This window comes from Cupriavidus alkaliphilus (assembly GCF_014191175.1).
Lineage (GTDB): Bacteria > Pseudomonadota > Gammaproteobacteria > Burkholderiales > Burkholderiaceae > Cupriavidus > Cupriavidus alkaliphilus.
On record NZ_JACHWE010000001.1, the window covers coordinates 11,259 to 28,558 of the forward strand.

Consider the following 17,300-nt stretch of genomic DNA (forward strand, 5'->3'; position numbering starts at 1 on the left):
CGACCGAACGAAAACAACACATCCCCCGCCCGGAGACCCCATGGCTTCCCGCATCGTCCGCGCCGCCTGCCCGCATGACTGCCCCGATACTTGTGCCTTGCTCGTCACCGTCGAGGACGGACGCGCCGTCAAGGTAGCGGGCGATCCTGACCATCCCGGCACGCAGGGCGTGCTCTGCACCAAGGTGTCGCGCTACACCGAGCGCACCTACCACCCGGACCGCCTGCTGACGCCGATGAAGCGCGTCGGCAAGAAGGGAGAGGGCAAGTTCGCGCCGATCTCGTGGGACGAGGCGCTGGATACGATCGCCACGCGCCTGCAGGCGATCGCCGCGCGCGATCCGCAGGCGATCGTGCCGTACAGCTATGCCGGCACCATGGGGCTGGTGCAGGGCGAGAGCATGGCCGCGCGCTTCTTCAACAAGCTGGGCGCGTCGCGGCTGGACCGTACCATCTGCGCCAGCGCCGGGGCCACCGCGCTGCGCTACACCTACGGCGCCAGCGTGGGCATGGACATGGAGCACGTGGTCGATGCCAGGCTGGTGATCATCTGGGGCGGCAACCCGATCGCCTCCAACCTGCACTTCTGGACCCGCGCGCAGGAGGCCAAGCGGCGCGGCGCCACGCTGGTGGCGATCGACCCGTACCGCTCGCTGAGCGCCGAGAAGTGCCACCGCCATCTCGCGCCGATGCCCGGCACCGACGGCGCGCTGGCGCTGGCGATGATGCACGTGCTGATCCGCGACGGCCTGCTCGACCACGACTACATCGAGCGCCACACCGTGGGCTTCGAGGCGCTGCGCGAGCGCGCGCAGGCCTATCCGCCGGCGCGCGCCGCCGAGATCTGCGGCATCCCGGTCGAGGACATCGAATGGCTGGCCGGGCTCTACGGACAGCTGGCGGTGCGCGAGCGCCAGCCGGTGGCGATCCGGCTCAACTACGGCATGCAGCGCGTGCACGGCGGCGGCCAGGCGGTGCGCGCGGTGGCGTGCCTGCCGTCGCTGGTGGGCGCGTGGCGCCATCCGGCGGGTGGGCTGCAGCTGTCGACCTCGGGCTTCTTCCCCGTCAACGAAGCCGCGCTGCAGCGCCCGGACCTGCTGCCGGGATGGCCTCAACAGCTGCCGCGCCTGGTCAACATGAGCACCATCGGCGATGCCTTGCTGGCCGAGCCCGCGCCCGGCGCGCCGCGCATCGAGGCGGTGGTGGTCTACAACAGCAACCCGGTGGCAGTGGCGCCGGAATCCGGCAAGGTCGCCGCCGGCTTCGCGCGCGAGGACCTGTTCACGGTGGTGCTGGAGCATTTCCGCACCGACACCGCCGACTATGCCGACATCATCCTGCCCGCCACCACGCAGCTCGAGCACACCGACGTGCACAAGGCCTACGGCCATACCTATTTCCTGGCCAACAACGCCGCCATCGCGCCGCTGGGCGCGGCCCTGCCCAACACCGAGATCTTCCGCCGGCTGGCGCAGCGCATGGGCTTTACCGACGCCTGCTTTACCGACAGCGACGAGGCCATCGCCGCGCAGGCCATCCTGCCGGACGATGCGCGCGCCGCCGGCATCAGCTGGGATTCGCTGAAAGCGCAGGGCTGGCAGAAGCTGGCGCTGCCGGCGGCGCCGTTCGCCGAGGGCGGCTTTCCGACGCCCTCGGGCAAGTGCCAGTTCTATTCGGAGCCGATGGCGCGCGATGGCTTCGACCCGCTGCCCGACTACGTGCCGCAGTACGAAGCGCCGCAGACCGCGCCGGAACTGGCCGCGCGCTATCCGCTGGCGATGATCTCGCCGCCGGCGCGCAATTTCCTCAACAGCTCGTTCGTCAACGTCGACAGCCTGCGCGCCACCGAGGGCGAGCCGCACCTGGACATCCATCCGGCCGACGCCGCCGAACGCGGCATCGTGCACGGCGCGCTGGTGCGCGCCTTCAATGACCGCGGCAGCATGGTGGCACGCGCGCGCGTCACCGATCGCGCTCGGCGCGGCCTGGTGGTGGGGCTGTCGATCTGGTGGAAGAAGCTCGCGCCCGACGGCAAGAACGCCAATGAGCTGACCAGCCAGCGCCTGACCGACCTGGGCCGCGCGCCGGTGTTCTACGACTGCCTGGTGCAGGTCGAGGCCTGCGCGCAAGGGGCAGTCGAGGCGGCATGACGCGGCCGCGCGGCCGCCGCGGCTGGGCGGCACTCGTGGGGGCGGCGGCGCTGGCGGCCCTGGTGCTGCTGACGGCGGGATGCGAGGCGGTCGGCTACTACGCGCAGTCGATCGGCGGGCATCTCGGCGTGATGGCCCAGGCGCAACCGCTGACGGACGCGATCGCCAGCGCGCGCGACGCCAACGATGCGCGCCTGGCCCAGCGCCTGGCGCTGGCCGGCCGCATGCGCGACTTTGCCTCGCGCGAGCTGAAGCTGCCCGACAACGGCAGCTACCGCCGCTACGCCAACCTGCACCGGCCCTACGTGGTGTGGAGCGTGTTCGCCACGCCGGAGCTGTCGATGGAACTGCGCAAGTGGTGTTTCCCGATCGTCGGCTGCATCAGCTACCGCGGCTACTACGCCCAGTCCGACGCCGAGCAGTATGCGCAAGATCTGCGCCGCGACGGGCTCGAGACCTACGTGGCCGGCGTCCCCGCTTATTCGACGCTGGGCTATTTCGATGACCCGCTGCTCAATACCTTCGTCTACCTGCCCGAGGGCGAACTGGCGCGGCTGATCTTCCATGAACTGGCGCACCAGGTGGTGTACGTGCGCAACGACACCGCGTTCAACGAGTCCTTCGCCACCGCGGTGGAAGCCGCCGGCGTGGAACGCTGGCTGGACCAGGATGCGTCGGAGGACGCGCGTGCCAGCTATCGCCAGTACGACGCCCGGCGCCAGCAGTTCCGCGCGCTGCTGCTGGGCACGCGCGACCGGCTGGTGGCGCTGTACCAGACCCCGCTCGACGACGCCGCCAAGCGCGAGGGCAAGGCGAAGATCTTTGCCGACCTGCGCGCCGGCTATGCGCGGCTGCGGGCGGAGTGGGGCGGGTACAGCGGCTATGACCGCTGGTTCGACCAGCCGCTGACCAACGCCCACCTGGCCGCGGTGGCGACCTACCAGCAATGGGTGCCGGCCTTTACCGCGCTGCTGGCGCGCTGCGACGGCGACTGGCAGCGCTTCTATACCGAGGCGCGTCGCATCGGCGCGCTGCCCGCCGGCGAGCGCGAGGCGGCATTGCGCCGGCTGGCGCCGCCGGCGACCCGCACCGACACGCTGACCGCGGGCGGCAAGGCCGCGGCCAACTAGGCCGCAGGCGGGCTTCGGGCGGGTAACCACGGGGCTGCGCCCCCCGCGCCCCGTGCGAGAATGCCGTCATGTCGATTGCTCCCAGATCCGAACCGCTGGCGCCGCCCTCGGGCGCGCTGCCGGAGCCCCAGCCGGCCCGCCCGCATATTGCCGAGCGCCAGGAGGCGCGCCGCCGGCAGATCCTCGATACCGCCGCGCAGCTGTTCTACAGCAAGGGCTACCCCGGCATGACCATGAACGACCTATGCCGCGCGCTGGGCGTGACCAAGCCGGCGGTGTACTACTACTTCACTGACAAGTACGAGATCTTCGACATCCTGTGCCGCGAGTCGGCCCAGACCTGCCTGCCCGTGATCCGCGAGACCGCCGACCCGGCGCAACCCGTCCAGGCCCGCCTGCACGCCTGCCTGCTCGAGATGGCGCGGCGCTGCATCGCTTGCCACGTGCCGGCCACGTTGAGCTTCCGCGACCGGCAATACCTGCGCCCGGACACCGTGTCCTGGCTCGACAGCATGGCGCGGGACTTCTATCGCGACCTCTATGCGCTGCTGGACGAAGGCAAGCGCGCGGGCGTGTTTGCCTTTGGCGACGCACGCGTGACCGCGCATGCGATCGGCAGCGTGGTCGGGTTTCTCTACACCTGGCACGAACCCGGGCGCACCGACCCCGAGACCCTGGCGCACGAGCTCGCGGCCAGCATGATGAAGCTGGCGCTGCCCAGCGACGGTTGAGCGCGGCGCGGGCACCTAGGGGTTATCCCGCTGCCTATGTCCGATCGGTGGCGCATAATGCTCGCCAGGGGCGGCCAGGATTGGCGAACGACCCTGAGGACTTCGTCTAAGTTGTTGTTTTAACCGGGGCGCACGTTTAGCATCTCGGAAAAATCGAACGACCATTCAGAAATTCAGGAGACGGTGCTATGGAAAGAATTTGGCTGAAACACTACCCGGCCGGCGTCCCTGCCGAGATCGATGCCAGCCAGTTCCGCTCGCTCGCTGCGCTGCTCGAGGCGTCTTTCCACACCTATGCCGACCGCAAGGCCTTTATCTGCATGGACAAGGCCATCACCTACGGCGAACTGGACCGGCTCTCGACCCACTTTGCCGCATGGCTGCAATCGCGCGGGCTGCGTCCCGGCGCGCGCGTGGCCATCATGATGCCCAACGTGCTGCAATACCCGGTGGTGCTGGCCGCGGTGCTGCGCGCGGGTTTCGTGGTGGTCAACGTCAACCCGCTCTATACCCCGCGCGAGCTCGAGCACCAGCTCAAGGACAGCGGCGCCGAAGCCATCGTGATCCTGGAGAACTTCGCCGCGACGTTGCAGCAGGTGCTGCCGCGGACCCCGGTCAAGCACGTGGTGGTGGCCAGCATGGGCGACATGCTGGGCGGGCTGAAGGGCGCCATCGTCAATTTCGTCGTGCGCAACGTCAAGAAGATGGTGCCCGCGTGGGAGCTGCCCAACTGCGTGCGCTTCAACAGCGTGCTGGCCGAAGGCCGCAAGCTGACGCTGCAGCCGGCCACCACCGGGCCCGACGACATCGCCTTCCTGCAGTACACGGGCGGCACCACGGGGGTGTCCAAGGGCGCGGTGCTGCTGCACCGGAACGTGGTCGCCAACGTGCTGCAGTCCGAGGCGTGGATGCAGCCGGCGCTGAACAAGGGCGCCCATATCGACCAGCCCATCACCATCACGGCGCTGCCGCTGTACCACATCTTCGCGCTGACGGTCTGCTGCCTGCTCGGCATGCGCAGCGGCGGCACCAGCGTGCTGATCCCGAATCCGCGCGACATCCCGGGCTTCATCAAGGAACTGCAGAAGTACAAGTTCAACATGTTCCCGGCCGTCAACACGCTGTATAACGCGCTGCTCAACAACCCGGAGATCGGCAAGGTCGACTTCTCCGGCCTGCGCGTGGCCAACGGCGGCGGCATGGCGGTGCAGGAGGCGGTGGCCAAGCAATGGCTGGCCAAGACCGGCTGCCCCATCATCGAAGGCTACGGCCTGTCCGAGACCTCGCCGTCGGCCACCTGCAACCCGACCGACACCGATGCGTTCTCGGGCACCATCGGCATGCCGCTGCCGTCGACCGAAGTCGTGATCCGCGACGACGACGGCAACGACGTGCCGCTGGGCCAGCCCGGCGAGATCTGCATCCGCGGCCCGCAGGTGATGGCCGGCTACTGGAACCGCCCGGACGAGACCGCCAAGGTCATGACCCCGGACGGCTTCTTCAAGACCGGCGATATCGGCATGATGGACGAGCGCGGCTATACCCGGATCGTCGACCGCAAGAAGGACATGATCCTGGTGTCGGGCTTCAACGTCTATCCGAACGAAGTCGAAGGCGTGGTGGCGGAGTGCCCGGGCGTGCTGGAAGTGGCGGCCGTCGGCGTGCCGGACACGCACTCGGGCGAGGTGGTCAAGCTGTTCGTGGTGAAGAAGGACCCGGGGCTGACCGAGGCCGACGTGATCGAGTTCTGCAAGGAGCGCCTGACCGGCTACAAGCGGCCCAAGTACGTCGAGTTCCGCACCGAGCTGCCGAAGACCAACGTCGGCAAGATCCTGCGCCGCGAGCTGCGCGACAGCCGCGCGGCAGCCTGAACCCCGTCCCTGCGACGGCAGACGACAACGGCCTCCTCGGAGGCCGTTGTGCATTCAGGCGGGGTCGTTCAGGCTCAGCACTCGTTCGATGGCGCCAGCCGCGCCTCTTGGCCGCCGTCGGGGTAGATCACGCGCACGCAGGCGCCCGGCTCCAGCCCTGGCGCCGCCGGTGCGTTGGCTGTCACCATCGCGCCATCCAGGGTGCGCACCTTGTACTGGAACAGGTCCACCTGCTGCACCGGCGCGGGCTTGTTGAACAGCCGGCTCAGGTCGAAGGCAAAGCCCACGCCGACGCCGCCGCCGCCGTGTCCGCCGCTGGCGGCACCCACGCCGACGCTGGTGCCGCCGCCGTAGTAAGGGGGCACCTGGGCCACGTCCAGGCGGGTCAGGAACACTCTTTCGGTGACGCGGCCCAGCTTGATGGTGGCGTTCACCGGGGTAACCTGCGGGGGCTGCGGTGTGCTGCTGCAGGCAGCCAGCACCGGCAGCAGGCCGCACAGGGTAAGCATGGCAAGCGGTTTCATGGCGAGATCAGGCCGGATTTGAGCCGGCCCAGCAGTCGGAACAAGGCGCGCCGGTCGGTCTCGGCCAGGCCCGAGAACAGTTGCCCGATCCAGTCCTCATGCGCGCGCGCCATGCGCGAGAACGCGGCGCGCCCGGCCGGCGTCAGGCGGATCAGATAGGCGCGCCGATCGGTGGGCAGGGCCTCGCGCGAGACCAGCCCTTCCTGCTGCAGCTGGTCGGTGATGCCCGTGACGTTGCCGCCGGTCACCATCATGCGGCGCGACAGCTCGCCCATCTTGAGCCCTTCGGGATGGCGGTCGAGCTGGGCCATCAGGTCGAAGCGGGGCAGGGTGCAGGCGAAGTCCTGGCGCAGCCGCGAGCGGATATCGGCTTCGATCAGGTTGGTGCAGGTCAGCAGCCGCAGCCACAGCCGCAGGGCCTCGTGCTCGGTGTGGTCGGCGCGGGTTTCGAGGTCGACCGGCGCGCTCTCGGCGCCGGCCGCAGGAGACAGGTTTGGCATCTTCGGTGCGGCCTGGGGTGGCAGGTGTGCGGCAAGCGCCGCCAGGGGCCGCCCACACTGCGGGCGGCCGACATTTGATGCCTCAAGTATATGCGCGATGTGCGCCGCGGCCCTGCCCGCGATCAATTCAAGGCGATCCGGCGCAATCCGGCATCAATCCACCTTGGCGCCCGAATCCTTGACCACCTTGGCCCATTTCGCGGTTTCGGCGCGGATGAAGGCGGCGAACTGCTCCGGCGTGTTGCCGACCGGTTCGGCGCCCTGCGCCTGCAGCCGTTCGCGCACCGCCGGGGCACCCAGGGCCTTGGCCACTTCCTGATGGATGCGCTGGATCACCTCCGGCGGCGTGCCGGCCGGCGCCAGCATGCCGAACCAGGAGCTGGCCTCGTACTGCGGCAGGCCGGCGGCCTGGGCGATGGTCGGCACGCCCGGCAGCGCCGGCGACGGCTTGGCGCTGGTCACTGCCAGCGCCTTGAGCTTGCCGCTCTTGATCAGCGCCATCGACGACGGCAGGTTGTCGAACATCACCTGCATGGTGCCGCCCGCCAGGTCGGTCAGCGCGGGACCGCTGCCCTTGTACGGGAAGTGCACCATGAAGGTCCGGGTTTGCGTCTTGAACAGCTCGCCGGCCAGGTGGATCGAAGTGCCGTTGCCGCTCGAGGCCATGTTGATCTTGCCGGGATTGGCGCGTGCATAGGCGATCAGGTCCTTGACGCTGTCGATCTTGTTCTGTTGCGCAAACGCCGGATTGAGCACCAGCACGTTGGGTACCGCCGCCACCTCGGTGATCGGCGCGAAGTCCTTGATCGGGTCGAACGGCAGCTTGCCGTACAGCGACTGGTTGATGCCGTGGGTGCCGACGGTGCCCATCAGCAGCGTGTAGCCGTCGGGGGCGGCCTTGGCGACGATGTCGGCGCCGATATTGCCGCCGGCGCCGGGCTTGTTGTCGACCACCACGTTCCAGCCTGGCAGCTTGCCGAGTTCGGCCGCAACCGCGCGCGCCAGGATGTCGGTGGTGCCGCCGGCGGCGAAGGGCACCACCAGCCGGATCGGTTTGGCCGGATACGGATCGGCGGCCAGCGCCGGCTGGCTGGCAAGCGCGCCGAGGCTGGCGGACAGCAGCAGCGCAACGACGCGCCGGCGAGTGGGTTGCATGCTTGGTCTCCTGTTGTGGCCCGCTGGATAGCCCACGGTACGTATGGTGAGTGCATTCTAGTCGGCACCCGCGGCGGCGCCGATGAGGTGATGCCCTATGGCGTGCACGCAGGGGGCCGCAATGAAAAAAGGCACCCGAAGGTGCCTTGCAGGATCGGCCTTGGGAGGCGGATCAGAACTTGTGGCGGATGCCCACCGCGACGCCGACCATGTTGTCCTTGCCGGTGCCAAGGAAGTAGCCGTTGGCGAAGCTGATGGCCGAGGTGTCGAAGTTGACGCCGGCGTTCTTCGAGTAGGCGGTGGTCAGGTAGACGTCGGTGCGCTTGGACAGGTTGTAGTCCGCGACAAACGAGATCTGCCAGGGGTTCTTGATGTTGTTGGTGGTGCCGGTAGCGGCCAGGTTCAGGTTCTTGACGTCGTCGTAGAAGTAGGCGAGCGTCAGGCCCAGCGCCGGGGTGACCTGGTAGTTGGCACCCACCCAGTAGTAGTTGTCCTTCAGGATGGTGCTGTCGTTGGGGGCCTTGTTCATGCCCCAGCGGTAGCCGGCCATCAGCTTGGCCGGGCCGAAGGCGTAGCTCGCTGCAACGGCGGCCTTCTTGAAGTCACCGGTGCCGCCGGCGGCGTTCAGGGTCGGGTTGTACTGGTCGTAGGCCGCGGAAATGCCGAACGGGCCCGCTGCCCACGCCAGGCCGGCACCGTAGCCGGTGTCGCGGCGGAACTGGCCCGGGACCTCGCCGGCGCCGGCCACGCCGTTGCCGAACGACCAGTGGGCGATTGCCGTTACCGGACCGAACTTGCCGGTGTACTTGGCGGTGTTGTCCGAGCGGAAGTTCAGGCCCAGCTGCGCTACCACCGGCTCATACTGGGTGGCGTAGCCGGTCGGCGAGAAGTTGGCCATCATGTCGAACAGCGTGGTGTACTGGCGACCGAAGGTGAAGCGGCCAACTTGATTGCTTTCCAGGCCGACATAAGCCTGACGACCGAACAGGCGGCCGCCTTGCTGCGACCGGCCATCATCGAGACCGAAACCGCTTTCGAGCACGAACAGCGCCTTCATGCCGCTGCCGAGGTCTTCCACGCCGCGCAGACCCCAACGCGAGCCGGACAGGCCGCCCGAGGTCAGGCGGAAGACGTTTTCCGCCGGGCCCGTTGCGAGGCCGTTGGCGGCCGACGGCGTGACGCTGGACATGTTGCTCACGTATTCGATGTTGGCATCCACCACACCGTACAGGGTCACGCTCGATTGGGCCTGCGCCGCCCCAGCAAATGCGCCAAGCGCTGCCAGCGCCAGAAGCGATTTCTTCATGCTCGTTGATCTCCACTGTAAGAATTATTGGTGACGGCGCGGAAGAACCTCCTGATGGTCTCCATCTCCCGTGCGTCAAACTTCCTTGGAAGTTGCGAAGTACTGTAACAAACAACTTTTCGTTCACCATTGGGGCCCAACCCCTTGTCTTGTTTTAACAACTCAGGGTTTCTGAGTAGCCGGGCGTATCAACGCAAGGCGGGATGCGGGCTGGCGGCGATTAGAGGCAAGCTACAATACGGGTAATCCCGATGGCGCCCCGGCGTGCCGCGCCGCGACCGCGCACCCCACCATGGCAGGGGCTTGCCCGGGCACCGATTCCAACCGCCTCCGCGACATGGACAACCTGATCAAAGAATTCGACGTGGCCCTGCGCGCCATTGCCGGCGCCACGCGTTCGGCGCGCGCCAACCCGGCTGACCGGCTGGCGCCGGACACCGAACAGATGAGCGCCGAGGAGCGCCGCCATGTGGCCGGCCTGATGCGCATCAACCATGTCGGCGAGGTCTGTGCCCAGGCCCTGTACCAGGCGCAGAAGCTGACCGCGCGCAACGGCGCCGTGCGCGCGCAGATGGACGCCGCCGCGCGCGAAGAGGAAGACCACCTGGCCTGGTGCGCCGAGCGCCTGCGCGAGCTGGGCTCGCGTCCGAGCCTGCTCAATCCGCTCTGGTACGCCGGTGCCTTCGCCATCGGCTGGGTCGCCGGCCGCGCTGGCGATCGCGTCAGCCTCGGCTTCGTTGCCGAGACCGAGCGCCAGGTCGAGCACCACCTCGGCGGACACCTGGACCGCCTGCCTGAGTCCGACGGGCGCTCCCGCGCCATCCTCGAGCAGATGCGCGACGACGAGATCCGCCATGGCGACGCCGCGCGCGAGGCCGGCGGCATGCCCCTGCCCGCGCCGGTGCGGGCCCTGATGCGCGGTGCCTCGCGCGTGATGACCACCGCCGCCTACCGCATCTGAGGTCCGCCGCCCGGAATCGGGCGTCTCCCACCCAGCCCTGAATTCAGCAGGGCTGGCGGGCAATTGTTGTATCCTCGGGGCGCGCGCCGGGACAGGTCTTTCCCGCGCGGTCGGCAGTTCCTCCGCAAGTGGTTCTCAGGTGGTTTCTCTGCTTTCCTCCCTAAGATCTTCATTTCATTAAGGATTCACTTTTCCGGTGCGTGAGGTGTGCGCGCTAAGTCATTGTTCTGATTAAAAAAATCTCGTTTGCTGCCCCGCCTGCAGCCTTGACCGCCCATATCGCTTCCTCTAAAGTGGGAAATAGTGTGAGGAAGTGTATTTTTGTGTGAAATTGGGCCCCGGCCATGGGATGATTCTCGCTATAGCCGGAACGGAAGGATTCACGCGCATGCCGGCCGGCGAAGCGTTCGCAGGGCCGGCATGGACCGGGAGCAAGCTTGTTTCAGGGAGCATCGGCGCTGTCGCTGGATGCCAAGGGTCGGATGTCGATTCCGTCCCGGCATCGCGAAGCGCTGCAACAGCAGGCCGAGGGCCGGGTGACGCTGACCAAGCACCCGGATGGCTGCCTGCTGCTGTTTCCCCGGCCCGAGTGGGAAACCTTCCGCACGCGCATTGCAGCGCTGCCGATGGATGCGCACTGGTGGAAGCGCATCTTCCTGGGCAACGCCGCCGACGTGGAGATGGACGGCGCGGGCCGCGTGCTGATTGCACCGGAGCTGCGCAGTGCCGCCATGCTCGACAAGGAAGTCATGCTGCTCGGCATGGGCAGTCATTTCGAAGTGTGGGATGCCGCAACCTACGCCGCCAAGGAACAGCAGGCGATGGCGCAGGGCATGCCCGAAGCATTGAAGAATTTCTCTTTCTGAAGAGGTCATGAGTCCTACCGGAACCCCGGCAACCCCCGCCCTGCACCATCGCACCGTGCTGCTGGACGAGGCCGTCGACGCGCTGGTCTGGCGGCCCGACGGGGTTTATGTCGACGGCACCTTCGGCAGGGGAGGGCACAGCCGGGCGGTACTGGCCCGGCTGGGGCCAGACGGGGCCCTGGTTGCGTTCGACAAGGACCCAGCAGCAATCGCAGAAGCGGGCACCATCAAGGATGCCCGCTTCTCCATTGAGCACGCGAGCTTTGCGGCCATGGCCGAACGCCTGGCGGGGCGCGGCCATGTCGCCGGCGTGCTGCTCGACCTGGGGATCAGCTCGCCCCAGATCGATGAAGCGGCGAGGGGGTTTTCCTTTCGTTTCGAGGGCCCGCTGGACATGCGCATGGACACCACGCGCGGCATCACTGCCGCCCAGTGGCTGGCGCAGGCGGATGAGCAGGACATTGCCAGGGTGATACGAGACTATGGGGAAGAACGGTTTGCTGTACAGATTGCAAAGGCGATTGTTGCTCGCCGGAGCGAATCCGGCGATGGCGGACCCGTCGCCACTACTGCCGACCTTGCCGCGCTCGTGGCGAAAGCCGTCAAAACACGCGAGAAGGGTCAGGACCCTGCGACCCGCACCTTTCAGGCTCTACGGATTCACATCAATCAAGAGCTTGAGGACCTCGAAAGAGGGCTGAAGGCGGCTTATGACCTGCTGCAGGTAGGGGGACGCCTGGTGGTGATCAGCTTCCATTCGCTGGAGGACCGCATCGTCAAGCGGTTCATGGCGGCGCACGCCCGTCCCCAGCAGGATGCCGACCCGGCGCTGCGCCGCGCGCCGCTGCGCGCGGCCGACCTGCCGCAACCGACGCTGCGCCTGCTCGGCCGCTACAAGCCGGGCGCCGAAGAGGTGGCCGCCAACCCGCGCGCGCGCTCGGCGGTGATGCGCGTGGCCGAGAAGCTGGCGCCTGCCGTGTCGACCGCCGGCGGAGGTGCGCGCGCATGAACCGCCTGACCTTCTTCCTGCTGGCCGCGCTGATCCTGTGCGCGCTGTCGCTGGTGAGCGCGCAGCACCAGGCGCGCACGCTGTTCGTCGCGCTGGAGCGGGCCCAGGCGGAAGAGAAGCAGCTCGATATCGACTGGTCGCGCCTGCAATACCAGCAGAGCGCGCTGGGCAAGAGCGCGCGCATTGCCGATGCGGCGCGCGCGCAGCTGAAGATGGCACCGGTCAACCCCGGCAAGACCCAGTACCTGTCCGGCATCGTGCTGCCGCCGGCACCGTCCGCGCCGGCCAGCGCAGCGGAGGCGCGCTGATGAGCATGGCCCGCCCCAACCCGCCCCGCCGTGACCGCAACGGCACCGCCTCGCGCCCGCGCAGCGGCCAGTTCGCCGCCAGCCCGGTGCTGGGCCTGCGCCTGCCGATGTGGCGCTCCAAGCTGGTGGTGTTCCTGATGTTCGCCGCGTTCGTCGCGCTGGCCGTGCGCGCGGCGTGGATCCAGGGGCCGGGCAACCAGTTCTACGAGGCCGAGGGCAAGAAGCGCTTCCAGCGCACGCTCGAATTGCCGGCCACGCGCGGCAAGATCCTCGACCGCAACGGCCTGGTGCTGGCCACCAGCCTGCCGGTCAAGGCGATCTGGGCGGTGCCCGAGGACGTGCCCAACCAGGTCGAGGCCGGCAAGATCCGCCAGCTCGCCCGGCTGCTCGGCATGTCCGAGAAGGAGCTGGGCAAGAAGCTGTCCGAAGACAAGGGCTTTGTCTACCTGAAGCGCCAGGTGCTGCCCGACGTCGCCGACAAGATCGCCGCGCTGAAGATCGACGGCATCCACCAGACTCGCGAGTACAAACGCTTCTACCCGGAAGGGGAGGCGATGGCGCATATCGTCGGCTTCACCAATGTGGAGGACCGCGGCCAGGAAGGCGTCGAGCTCGCGCGCGAGAGCGGCCTGGCCGGCCGTGCCGGCGCGCGCCAGGTGATCAAGGACCGGCTCGGCCGCGTGGTCGAGGACATCGGCGTGCTGAAGACCCCGCGCGACGGCGAGGACATCCAGCTGTCGATCGACGCCAAGATCCAGTACCTGGCCTACAACGAGCTGAAGGCCGTGGTCGACAAGCACAAGGCCAAGGCCGCCAGCGCGGTGGTGCTCGACGCCCAGACCGGCGAGGTGCTGGCGCTGGCCAACTGGCCCACCTACAACCCCAACGACCGTACCCGGCTCTCGGGCGAGCAGTTGCGCAACCGCGTGCTGACCGACACCTTCGAGCCCGGCTCAATGATGAAGCCGATCACGGTGGGGCTGGCGCTGCAGCTCAAGCGCGTGTCGCCGTCGACGGTGATCGCCACCACCGGCAAGTACAACTTCGAAGGCGCCACCATCACCGATACCCACAACTACGGCGCGCTCACCGTCACCGGCGTGATCCAGAAGTCGTCCAACATCGGCACGACCAAGATCGCGATGATGATGAAGCCGCAGGAAATGTGGGACATGTACACCAGCATCGGCCTGGGCCAGGCGCCCAAGATCGGCTTCCCCGGCGCGGTGGCCGGGCGCGTGCGCCCGTACAAGAGCTGGCGCCCGATCGAGCAGGCCACCATGTCGTACGGCTACGGCCTGTCGGTGTCGCTGTTCCAGATGGCGCATGCCTACACCATCTTCGCCCATGACGGCGAGCTGATCCCGGTGACGATGTTCCGCACCAACGGCCCTGCTACCGGCGAGCGCATCCTGTCGCCGCAGGTGGCGCGCGACGTGCGCGCGATGATGGAAACCGTGACCGCGCCCGGCGGCACCGCGCCCGAGGCGCAGGTGATGGGCTACCGCGTCGGCGGCAAGACCGGCACCGCCTACAAGCATGAAGGGCGCGGCTACAACCGCAGCAAGTACCGCGCCTCGTTCATCGGCCTGGCGCCGATGTCGAACCCGCGCATCATCGTTGCCGTCAGCGTGGACGAGCCCACCGCCGGCAGCCACTACGGCGGCCTGGTGGCCGGCCCCGCGTTCGCGGCCATCACCGGCGGCACGCTGCGCGCGCTGAATGTCCAGCCCGATTCGCCGATCCGCCAGCTGGTGGTGAGCGACAAGGTGCAGGAAAGCGAACCGTGGAGTTCGACCCAATGAGATCGACCCGATGACGGCCAAGCCCCTGCTCCCCCTCGAGGTCACCGCCCAGGCCAGCAACGCGCTGGCCTGGCTGCGTACCAACGTGGCCGCCGCGGCGCAGCTGAGCGGCGATACCCGGCGCCTGGCGCGCGGCGATGTGTTCTTCGCCTACGTGCTGGGCAACGACCGCCTTGCCACCGACGGCCGGCCCTATATCGCGCAGGCGATTGCCGCCGGCGCCGGCGCCGTGGTCTACGAGGCCGACGGCTTCGACTGGCCCTTCGGCGACGCGGTGCCGCACCTGGCCGTGAGCCGCCTGCACCAGCTGGCCGGCCCGATCGCCGCCGGCTGGCACGGCAACCCGGCGCGCGGCCTGGTCGTGACCGGCATCACCGGCACCAACGGCAAGACCTCGTGCAGCCAGTGGCTGGCGCGCGTGCTGCAGGCCGCCGGCACGCCCTGCGCGGCCATCGGCACGCTCGGCACCGGCTTCCCGGACGCACTGCAGGCAACCGGCTTCACCACCCCGGACGCGGTGCAGCTGCAGGCCAGCCTGGCCACCCTGCACGATGCCGGCGCGCGCGCCGTGGCGATGGAAGTGTCGTCGCACGGCCTCGAGCAGGAGCGCGTGGCCGGCACGCATTTCTCGGTGGCGGTGCTGACCAACCTGACCCAGGACCACCTCGACTACCACGGTTCGATGGCCGAGTACGAGGCCGCCAAGGCGCGCCTGTTCCGCTGGGACGGCCTGCGCACTGCGGTGATCAACCGCGACGACGGCATGGGCCAGCGCCTGCTGGCGGCCGACGCCGCCGCCGTGGCCGCGCCGCACGTGATCGAATACGGCATCGACGGCCCCGCCGCCGCCACGGTGCGCGGGCCGCGTGGCGCATGGCTGCGCGCCACCAACGTGCGCGCCACGGCGACCGGCACCGCCTTCCATATCGACGGCAGCTTCGGCCACGCCGAGATGGCGACGCCGATGATCGGCGCCTTCAACGTCAGCAACCTGCTGGCGGTGCTGGGCGCGGCACTGGCCAACGGCGTGGCGTGGGACGCGGCGATTGCCGCGCTGCGCGCGCTCGCGCCGGTGGAAGGGCGCATGGAGCTGTTCGGTGCCGGCAGTGGCCACGACGCCGCGCAGGCGCCGCTGGCCGTGGTCGACTACGCCCACACCCCCGACGCGCTCGAGCAGACCCTGGCCGCACTGCGCCCGGTGGCGCAGGCGCGCAACGGCCGCCTGTGGTGCGTGTTCGGCTGCGGCGGCGACCGCGACCCGATCAAGCGCCCGCTGATGGGCGCCGTGGCCGAGCGCCTGGCCGACGAAGTCGTGCTGACCAGCGATAACCCGCGCAGCGAAGATCCGCAGGACATCCTCGACGCGATTGCCGACGGCATGGCCGAGCGCGCGCGCGGGCGCCAGATCGAAGACCGCGCCGCCGCCATCCTCTATGCGGTCCGGCACGCGGCCCCGGCCGACGTGGTGCTGGTGGCGGGCAAGGGCCACGAGGCCACCCAGGAGATCCAGGGCCGCAAGCGCCCGTTCTCGGATCGCGAACACGTACGGCTGGCACTGGCCACGCGCGGAGTATCGGCATGAGCCAGACCACCATGACCACCTTGCAGCAAGCCGCCGGCTGGATCGCCGGCGCGCGTATTTCCGGCGACGGCGCCGTGCGCTTCGCGCGCGTGCATACGGACAGCCGCAGCGTCGAACCCGGCGACCTGTTCGTGGCCCTGCGGGGCGAGCGCTTCGACGCGCACGACTTTATTGCCGACGTGGTTGCGCGGGGCGCCGCCGCGGTGCTGGTGAGCCGCGAGGTCGATGCCGCGGTGCCGGCCATCGTCGCGCCGGACACGCGCATTGCGCTGGGCGAGCTGGGCGCCGGCTGGCGCCGCCAGTTCACGCTGCCGGCGGTGGCGGTGACCGGCAGCAATGGCAAGACCACGGTCAAGGAAATGATCGCGGCGATCTTCGCCGCGGCCGTCGGCGAGGACCAGCGCCTGGCCACCGGCGGCAACCTGAACAACGATATCGGCCTGCCGCTGACGGTGCTGCGCCTGCGCGCCGCGCACGAGCTGGCGGTGCTGGAACTTGGCATGAACCATCCCGGCGAGACCGTCTACCTCGCCGGCATCGCCCAGCCCACCGTGGCGGTGATCACCAACGCCCAGCGCGAGCACCAGGAGTTCATGGTCAGCGTGGAAGCCGTGGCGCACGAGCACGCCGCTGCGATCGCGGCGCTGCCGGCCGACGGCGTGGCGGTGTTCCCGCTCGACGCGGAAAGCGGCGGCGCCTACGCCCCGGTGTGGCGCGCGGCGGCGGCCACGCGCCGTGCGCTGTCGTTCGGCACCTCGCAGCAGGCCGACGTGCATGCCACCGTGGAACTGATCGACGGCGTGCAGGTGATGCAGGTGCGGGCGCCGGGCCATGCCTTCGCGGTGCGGCTGGCGCTGCTGGGCGAGCACAACGTGCGCAATGCGCTGGCGGCGATCGCCTGCGCGCTCGCCGCGGGCGTGCACGTGCCGGCAATCCAGGCGGGCCTGGAGGAGTTCAAGCCCGTGAAGGGGCGGCTGCAGGTCAAGTACACGCCGGCCGGCACGGTGGTGATCGACGATACCTACAACGCCAACCCCGACTCGATGCGCGCCGCCATCGACGTGCTGGCCGGCTTTGCCGCGCCGCGCGTGCTGGTGCTGGGCGACATGGGCGAGGTGGGCGACCAGGGTCCGGCGTTCCACGAAGAGATCGGTGCCTACGCCCAGGCGCGCGGCATCGACGCACTGTGGGCCATTGGCGCGCTGGCGGTGCATGCGGTGCAGGCGTTCGGCGCCAACGGCCGCCATTTCGGCAGCGCGGAAGACCTGGCCAGGGCCTTGGAGGAAGACAGCGGGGGCATGGTGGCGCAAGCGGGCGCCGTGCTGGTGAAGGGATCGCGCTTCATGCGCATGGAACGGATGGTCGCGGCGCTGGTCGCAGACACTTCCGCACACTAAATAAGA

15 protein-coding genes are annotated in these 17,300 nt (G+C 68.9%); 11 read left to right on the forward strand and 4 right to left on the reverse strand.

Going from position 1 to position 17,300, the window contains the following annotated elements; all coding sequences use genetic code 11:
- The first annotated feature begins 40 nt into the window (after positions 1-40).
- The 4 genes from FHX60_RS00055 to FHX60_RS00070 all read left to right on the forward strand — a co-directional run bounded on the left by FHX60_RS00055 (position 41) and on the right by FHX60_RS00070 (position 5,881).
- Positions 41-2,149: a molybdopterin-containing oxidoreductase family protein gene (locus FHX60_RS00055; protein WP_183282222.1), complete on the forward strand. Its 2,109-nt coding sequence runs from the start codon at positions 41-43 to the stop codon at positions 2,147-2,149.
- Positions 2,146-3,279 (forward strand): aminopeptidase, encoded by a 1,134-nt coding sequence (locus FHX60_RS00060; RefSeq protein ID WP_183282223.1) that lies wholly within the window; start codon positions 2,146-2,148, stop codon positions 3,277-3,279. Before FHX60_RS00055 ends, FHX60_RS00060 begins: the two co-directional genes overlap by 4 nt.
- A gap of 68 nt (positions 3,280-3,347) precedes the next feature.
- Entirely contained in the window at positions 3,348-4,010 is a 663-nt protein-coding gene (locus tag FHX60_RS00065; RefSeq protein WP_183282224.1) for a TetR/AcrR family transcriptional regulator, read from the forward strand.
- Positions 4,011-4,198: 188 nt separating this feature from the next.
- The gene (locus FHX60_RS00070; protein WP_092306186.1) at positions 4,199-5,881 is read left to right on the forward strand and encodes a long-chain fatty acid--CoA ligase; all 1,683 of its coding nucleotides are present in this window, start codon (positions 4,199-4,201) and stop codon (positions 5,879-5,881) included.
- A 74-nt stretch (positions 5,882-5,955) separates the two neighbouring features.
- Here FHX60_RS00070 and FHX60_RS00075 read toward each other — a convergent pair whose 3' ends face one another.
- The 4 genes from FHX60_RS00075 to FHX60_RS00090 all read right to left on the reverse strand — a co-directional run bounded on the left by FHX60_RS00075 (position 5,956) and on the right by FHX60_RS00090 (position 9,366).
- A complete protein-coding gene (locus FHX60_RS00075) occupies positions 5,956-6,405 on the reverse strand; it encodes a hypothetical protein (RefSeq protein ID WP_092306188.1) in 450 nt (149 codons plus the stop codon).
- A complete protein-coding gene (locus tag FHX60_RS00080) occupies positions 6,402-6,905 on the reverse strand; it encodes a MarR family winged helix-turn-helix transcriptional regulator (RefSeq protein ID WP_062801825.1) in 504 nt (167 codons plus the stop codon). Before FHX60_RS00080 ends, FHX60_RS00075 begins: the two co-directional genes overlap by 4 nt.
- Positions 6,906-7,058: 153 nt before the next feature.
- On the reverse strand, positions 7,059-8,060 hold the full coding sequence (locus FHX60_RS00085) for a Bug family tripartite tricarboxylate transporter substrate binding protein (protein WP_116600852.1): 1,002 nt from the start codon (positions 8,058-8,060) through the stop codon (positions 7,059-7,061).
- 172 nt (positions 8,061-8,232) lie between these two features.
- Positions 8,233-9,366 carry a porin gene (locus FHX60_RS00090; RefSeq protein WP_183282225.1) on the reverse strand — a complete coding sequence of 378 codons (1,134 nt, stop codon included), beginning with the start codon at positions 9,364-9,366 and terminating at the stop codon, positions 8,233-8,235.
- Between the two features lie 337 nt (positions 9,367-9,703).
- On the opposite strand from FHX60_RS00090, the gene coq7 reads away from it, so the two are divergent.
- The 7 genes from coq7 (at position 9,704) to FHX60_RS00125 (ending at position 17,294) form a co-directional block, all read left to right on the forward strand.
- Positions 9,704-10,327: a 2-polyprenyl-3-methyl-6-methoxy-1,4-benzoquinone monooxygenase gene (coq7, locus tag FHX60_RS00095; protein ID WP_092307317.1), complete on the forward strand. Its 624-nt coding sequence runs from the start codon at positions 9,704-9,706 to the stop codon at positions 10,325-10,327.
- A gap of 437 nt (positions 10,328-10,764) precedes the next feature.
- On the forward strand, positions 10,765-11,193 hold the full coding sequence (mraZ, locus tag FHX60_RS00100; RefSeq protein WP_010814778.1) for a division/cell wall cluster transcriptional repressor MraZ: 429 nt from the start codon (positions 10,765-10,767) through the stop codon (positions 11,191-11,193).
- Positions 11,194-11,200: 7 nt separating this feature from the next.
- A complete protein-coding gene (gene rsmH, locus FHX60_RS00105; RefSeq protein WP_112776888.1) occupies positions 11,201-12,202 on the forward strand; it encodes a 16S rRNA (cytosine(1402)-N(4))-methyltransferase RsmH in 1,002 nt (333 codons plus the stop codon).
- The gene (gene ftsL / locus FHX60_RS00110) at positions 12,199-12,510 is read left to right on the forward strand and encodes a cell division protein FtsL (RefSeq protein WP_092306196.1); all 312 of its coding nucleotides are present in this window, start codon (positions 12,199-12,201) and stop codon (positions 12,508-12,510) included. The genes rsmH and ftsL overlap by 4 nt, the downstream gene beginning before the upstream one ends.
- Entirely contained in the window at positions 12,510-14,315 is a 1,806-nt protein-coding gene (locus tag FHX60_RS00115) for a peptidoglycan D,D-transpeptidase FtsI family protein (RefSeq protein ID WP_092306198.1), read from the forward strand. The genes ftsL and FHX60_RS00115 overlap by 1 nt, the downstream gene beginning before the upstream one ends.
- 10 nt (positions 14,316-14,325) lie before the next feature.
- Positions 14,326-15,897 (forward strand): UDP-N-acetylmuramoyl-L-alanyl-D-glutamate--2,6-diaminopimelate ligase, encoded by a 1,572-nt coding sequence (locus tag FHX60_RS00120; RefSeq protein WP_112776887.1) that lies wholly within the window; start codon positions 14,326-14,328, stop codon positions 15,895-15,897.
- Positions 15,894-17,294, forward strand: coding sequence for a UDP-N-acetylmuramoyl-tripeptide--D-alanyl-D-alanine ligase (locus tag FHX60_RS00125; RefSeq protein WP_183282226.1), 1,401 nt, complete (start codon positions 15,894-15,896; stop codon positions 17,292-17,294). Before FHX60_RS00120 ends, FHX60_RS00125 begins: the two co-directional genes overlap by 4 nt.
- Positions 17,295-17,300 lie beyond the last annotated feature (6 nt).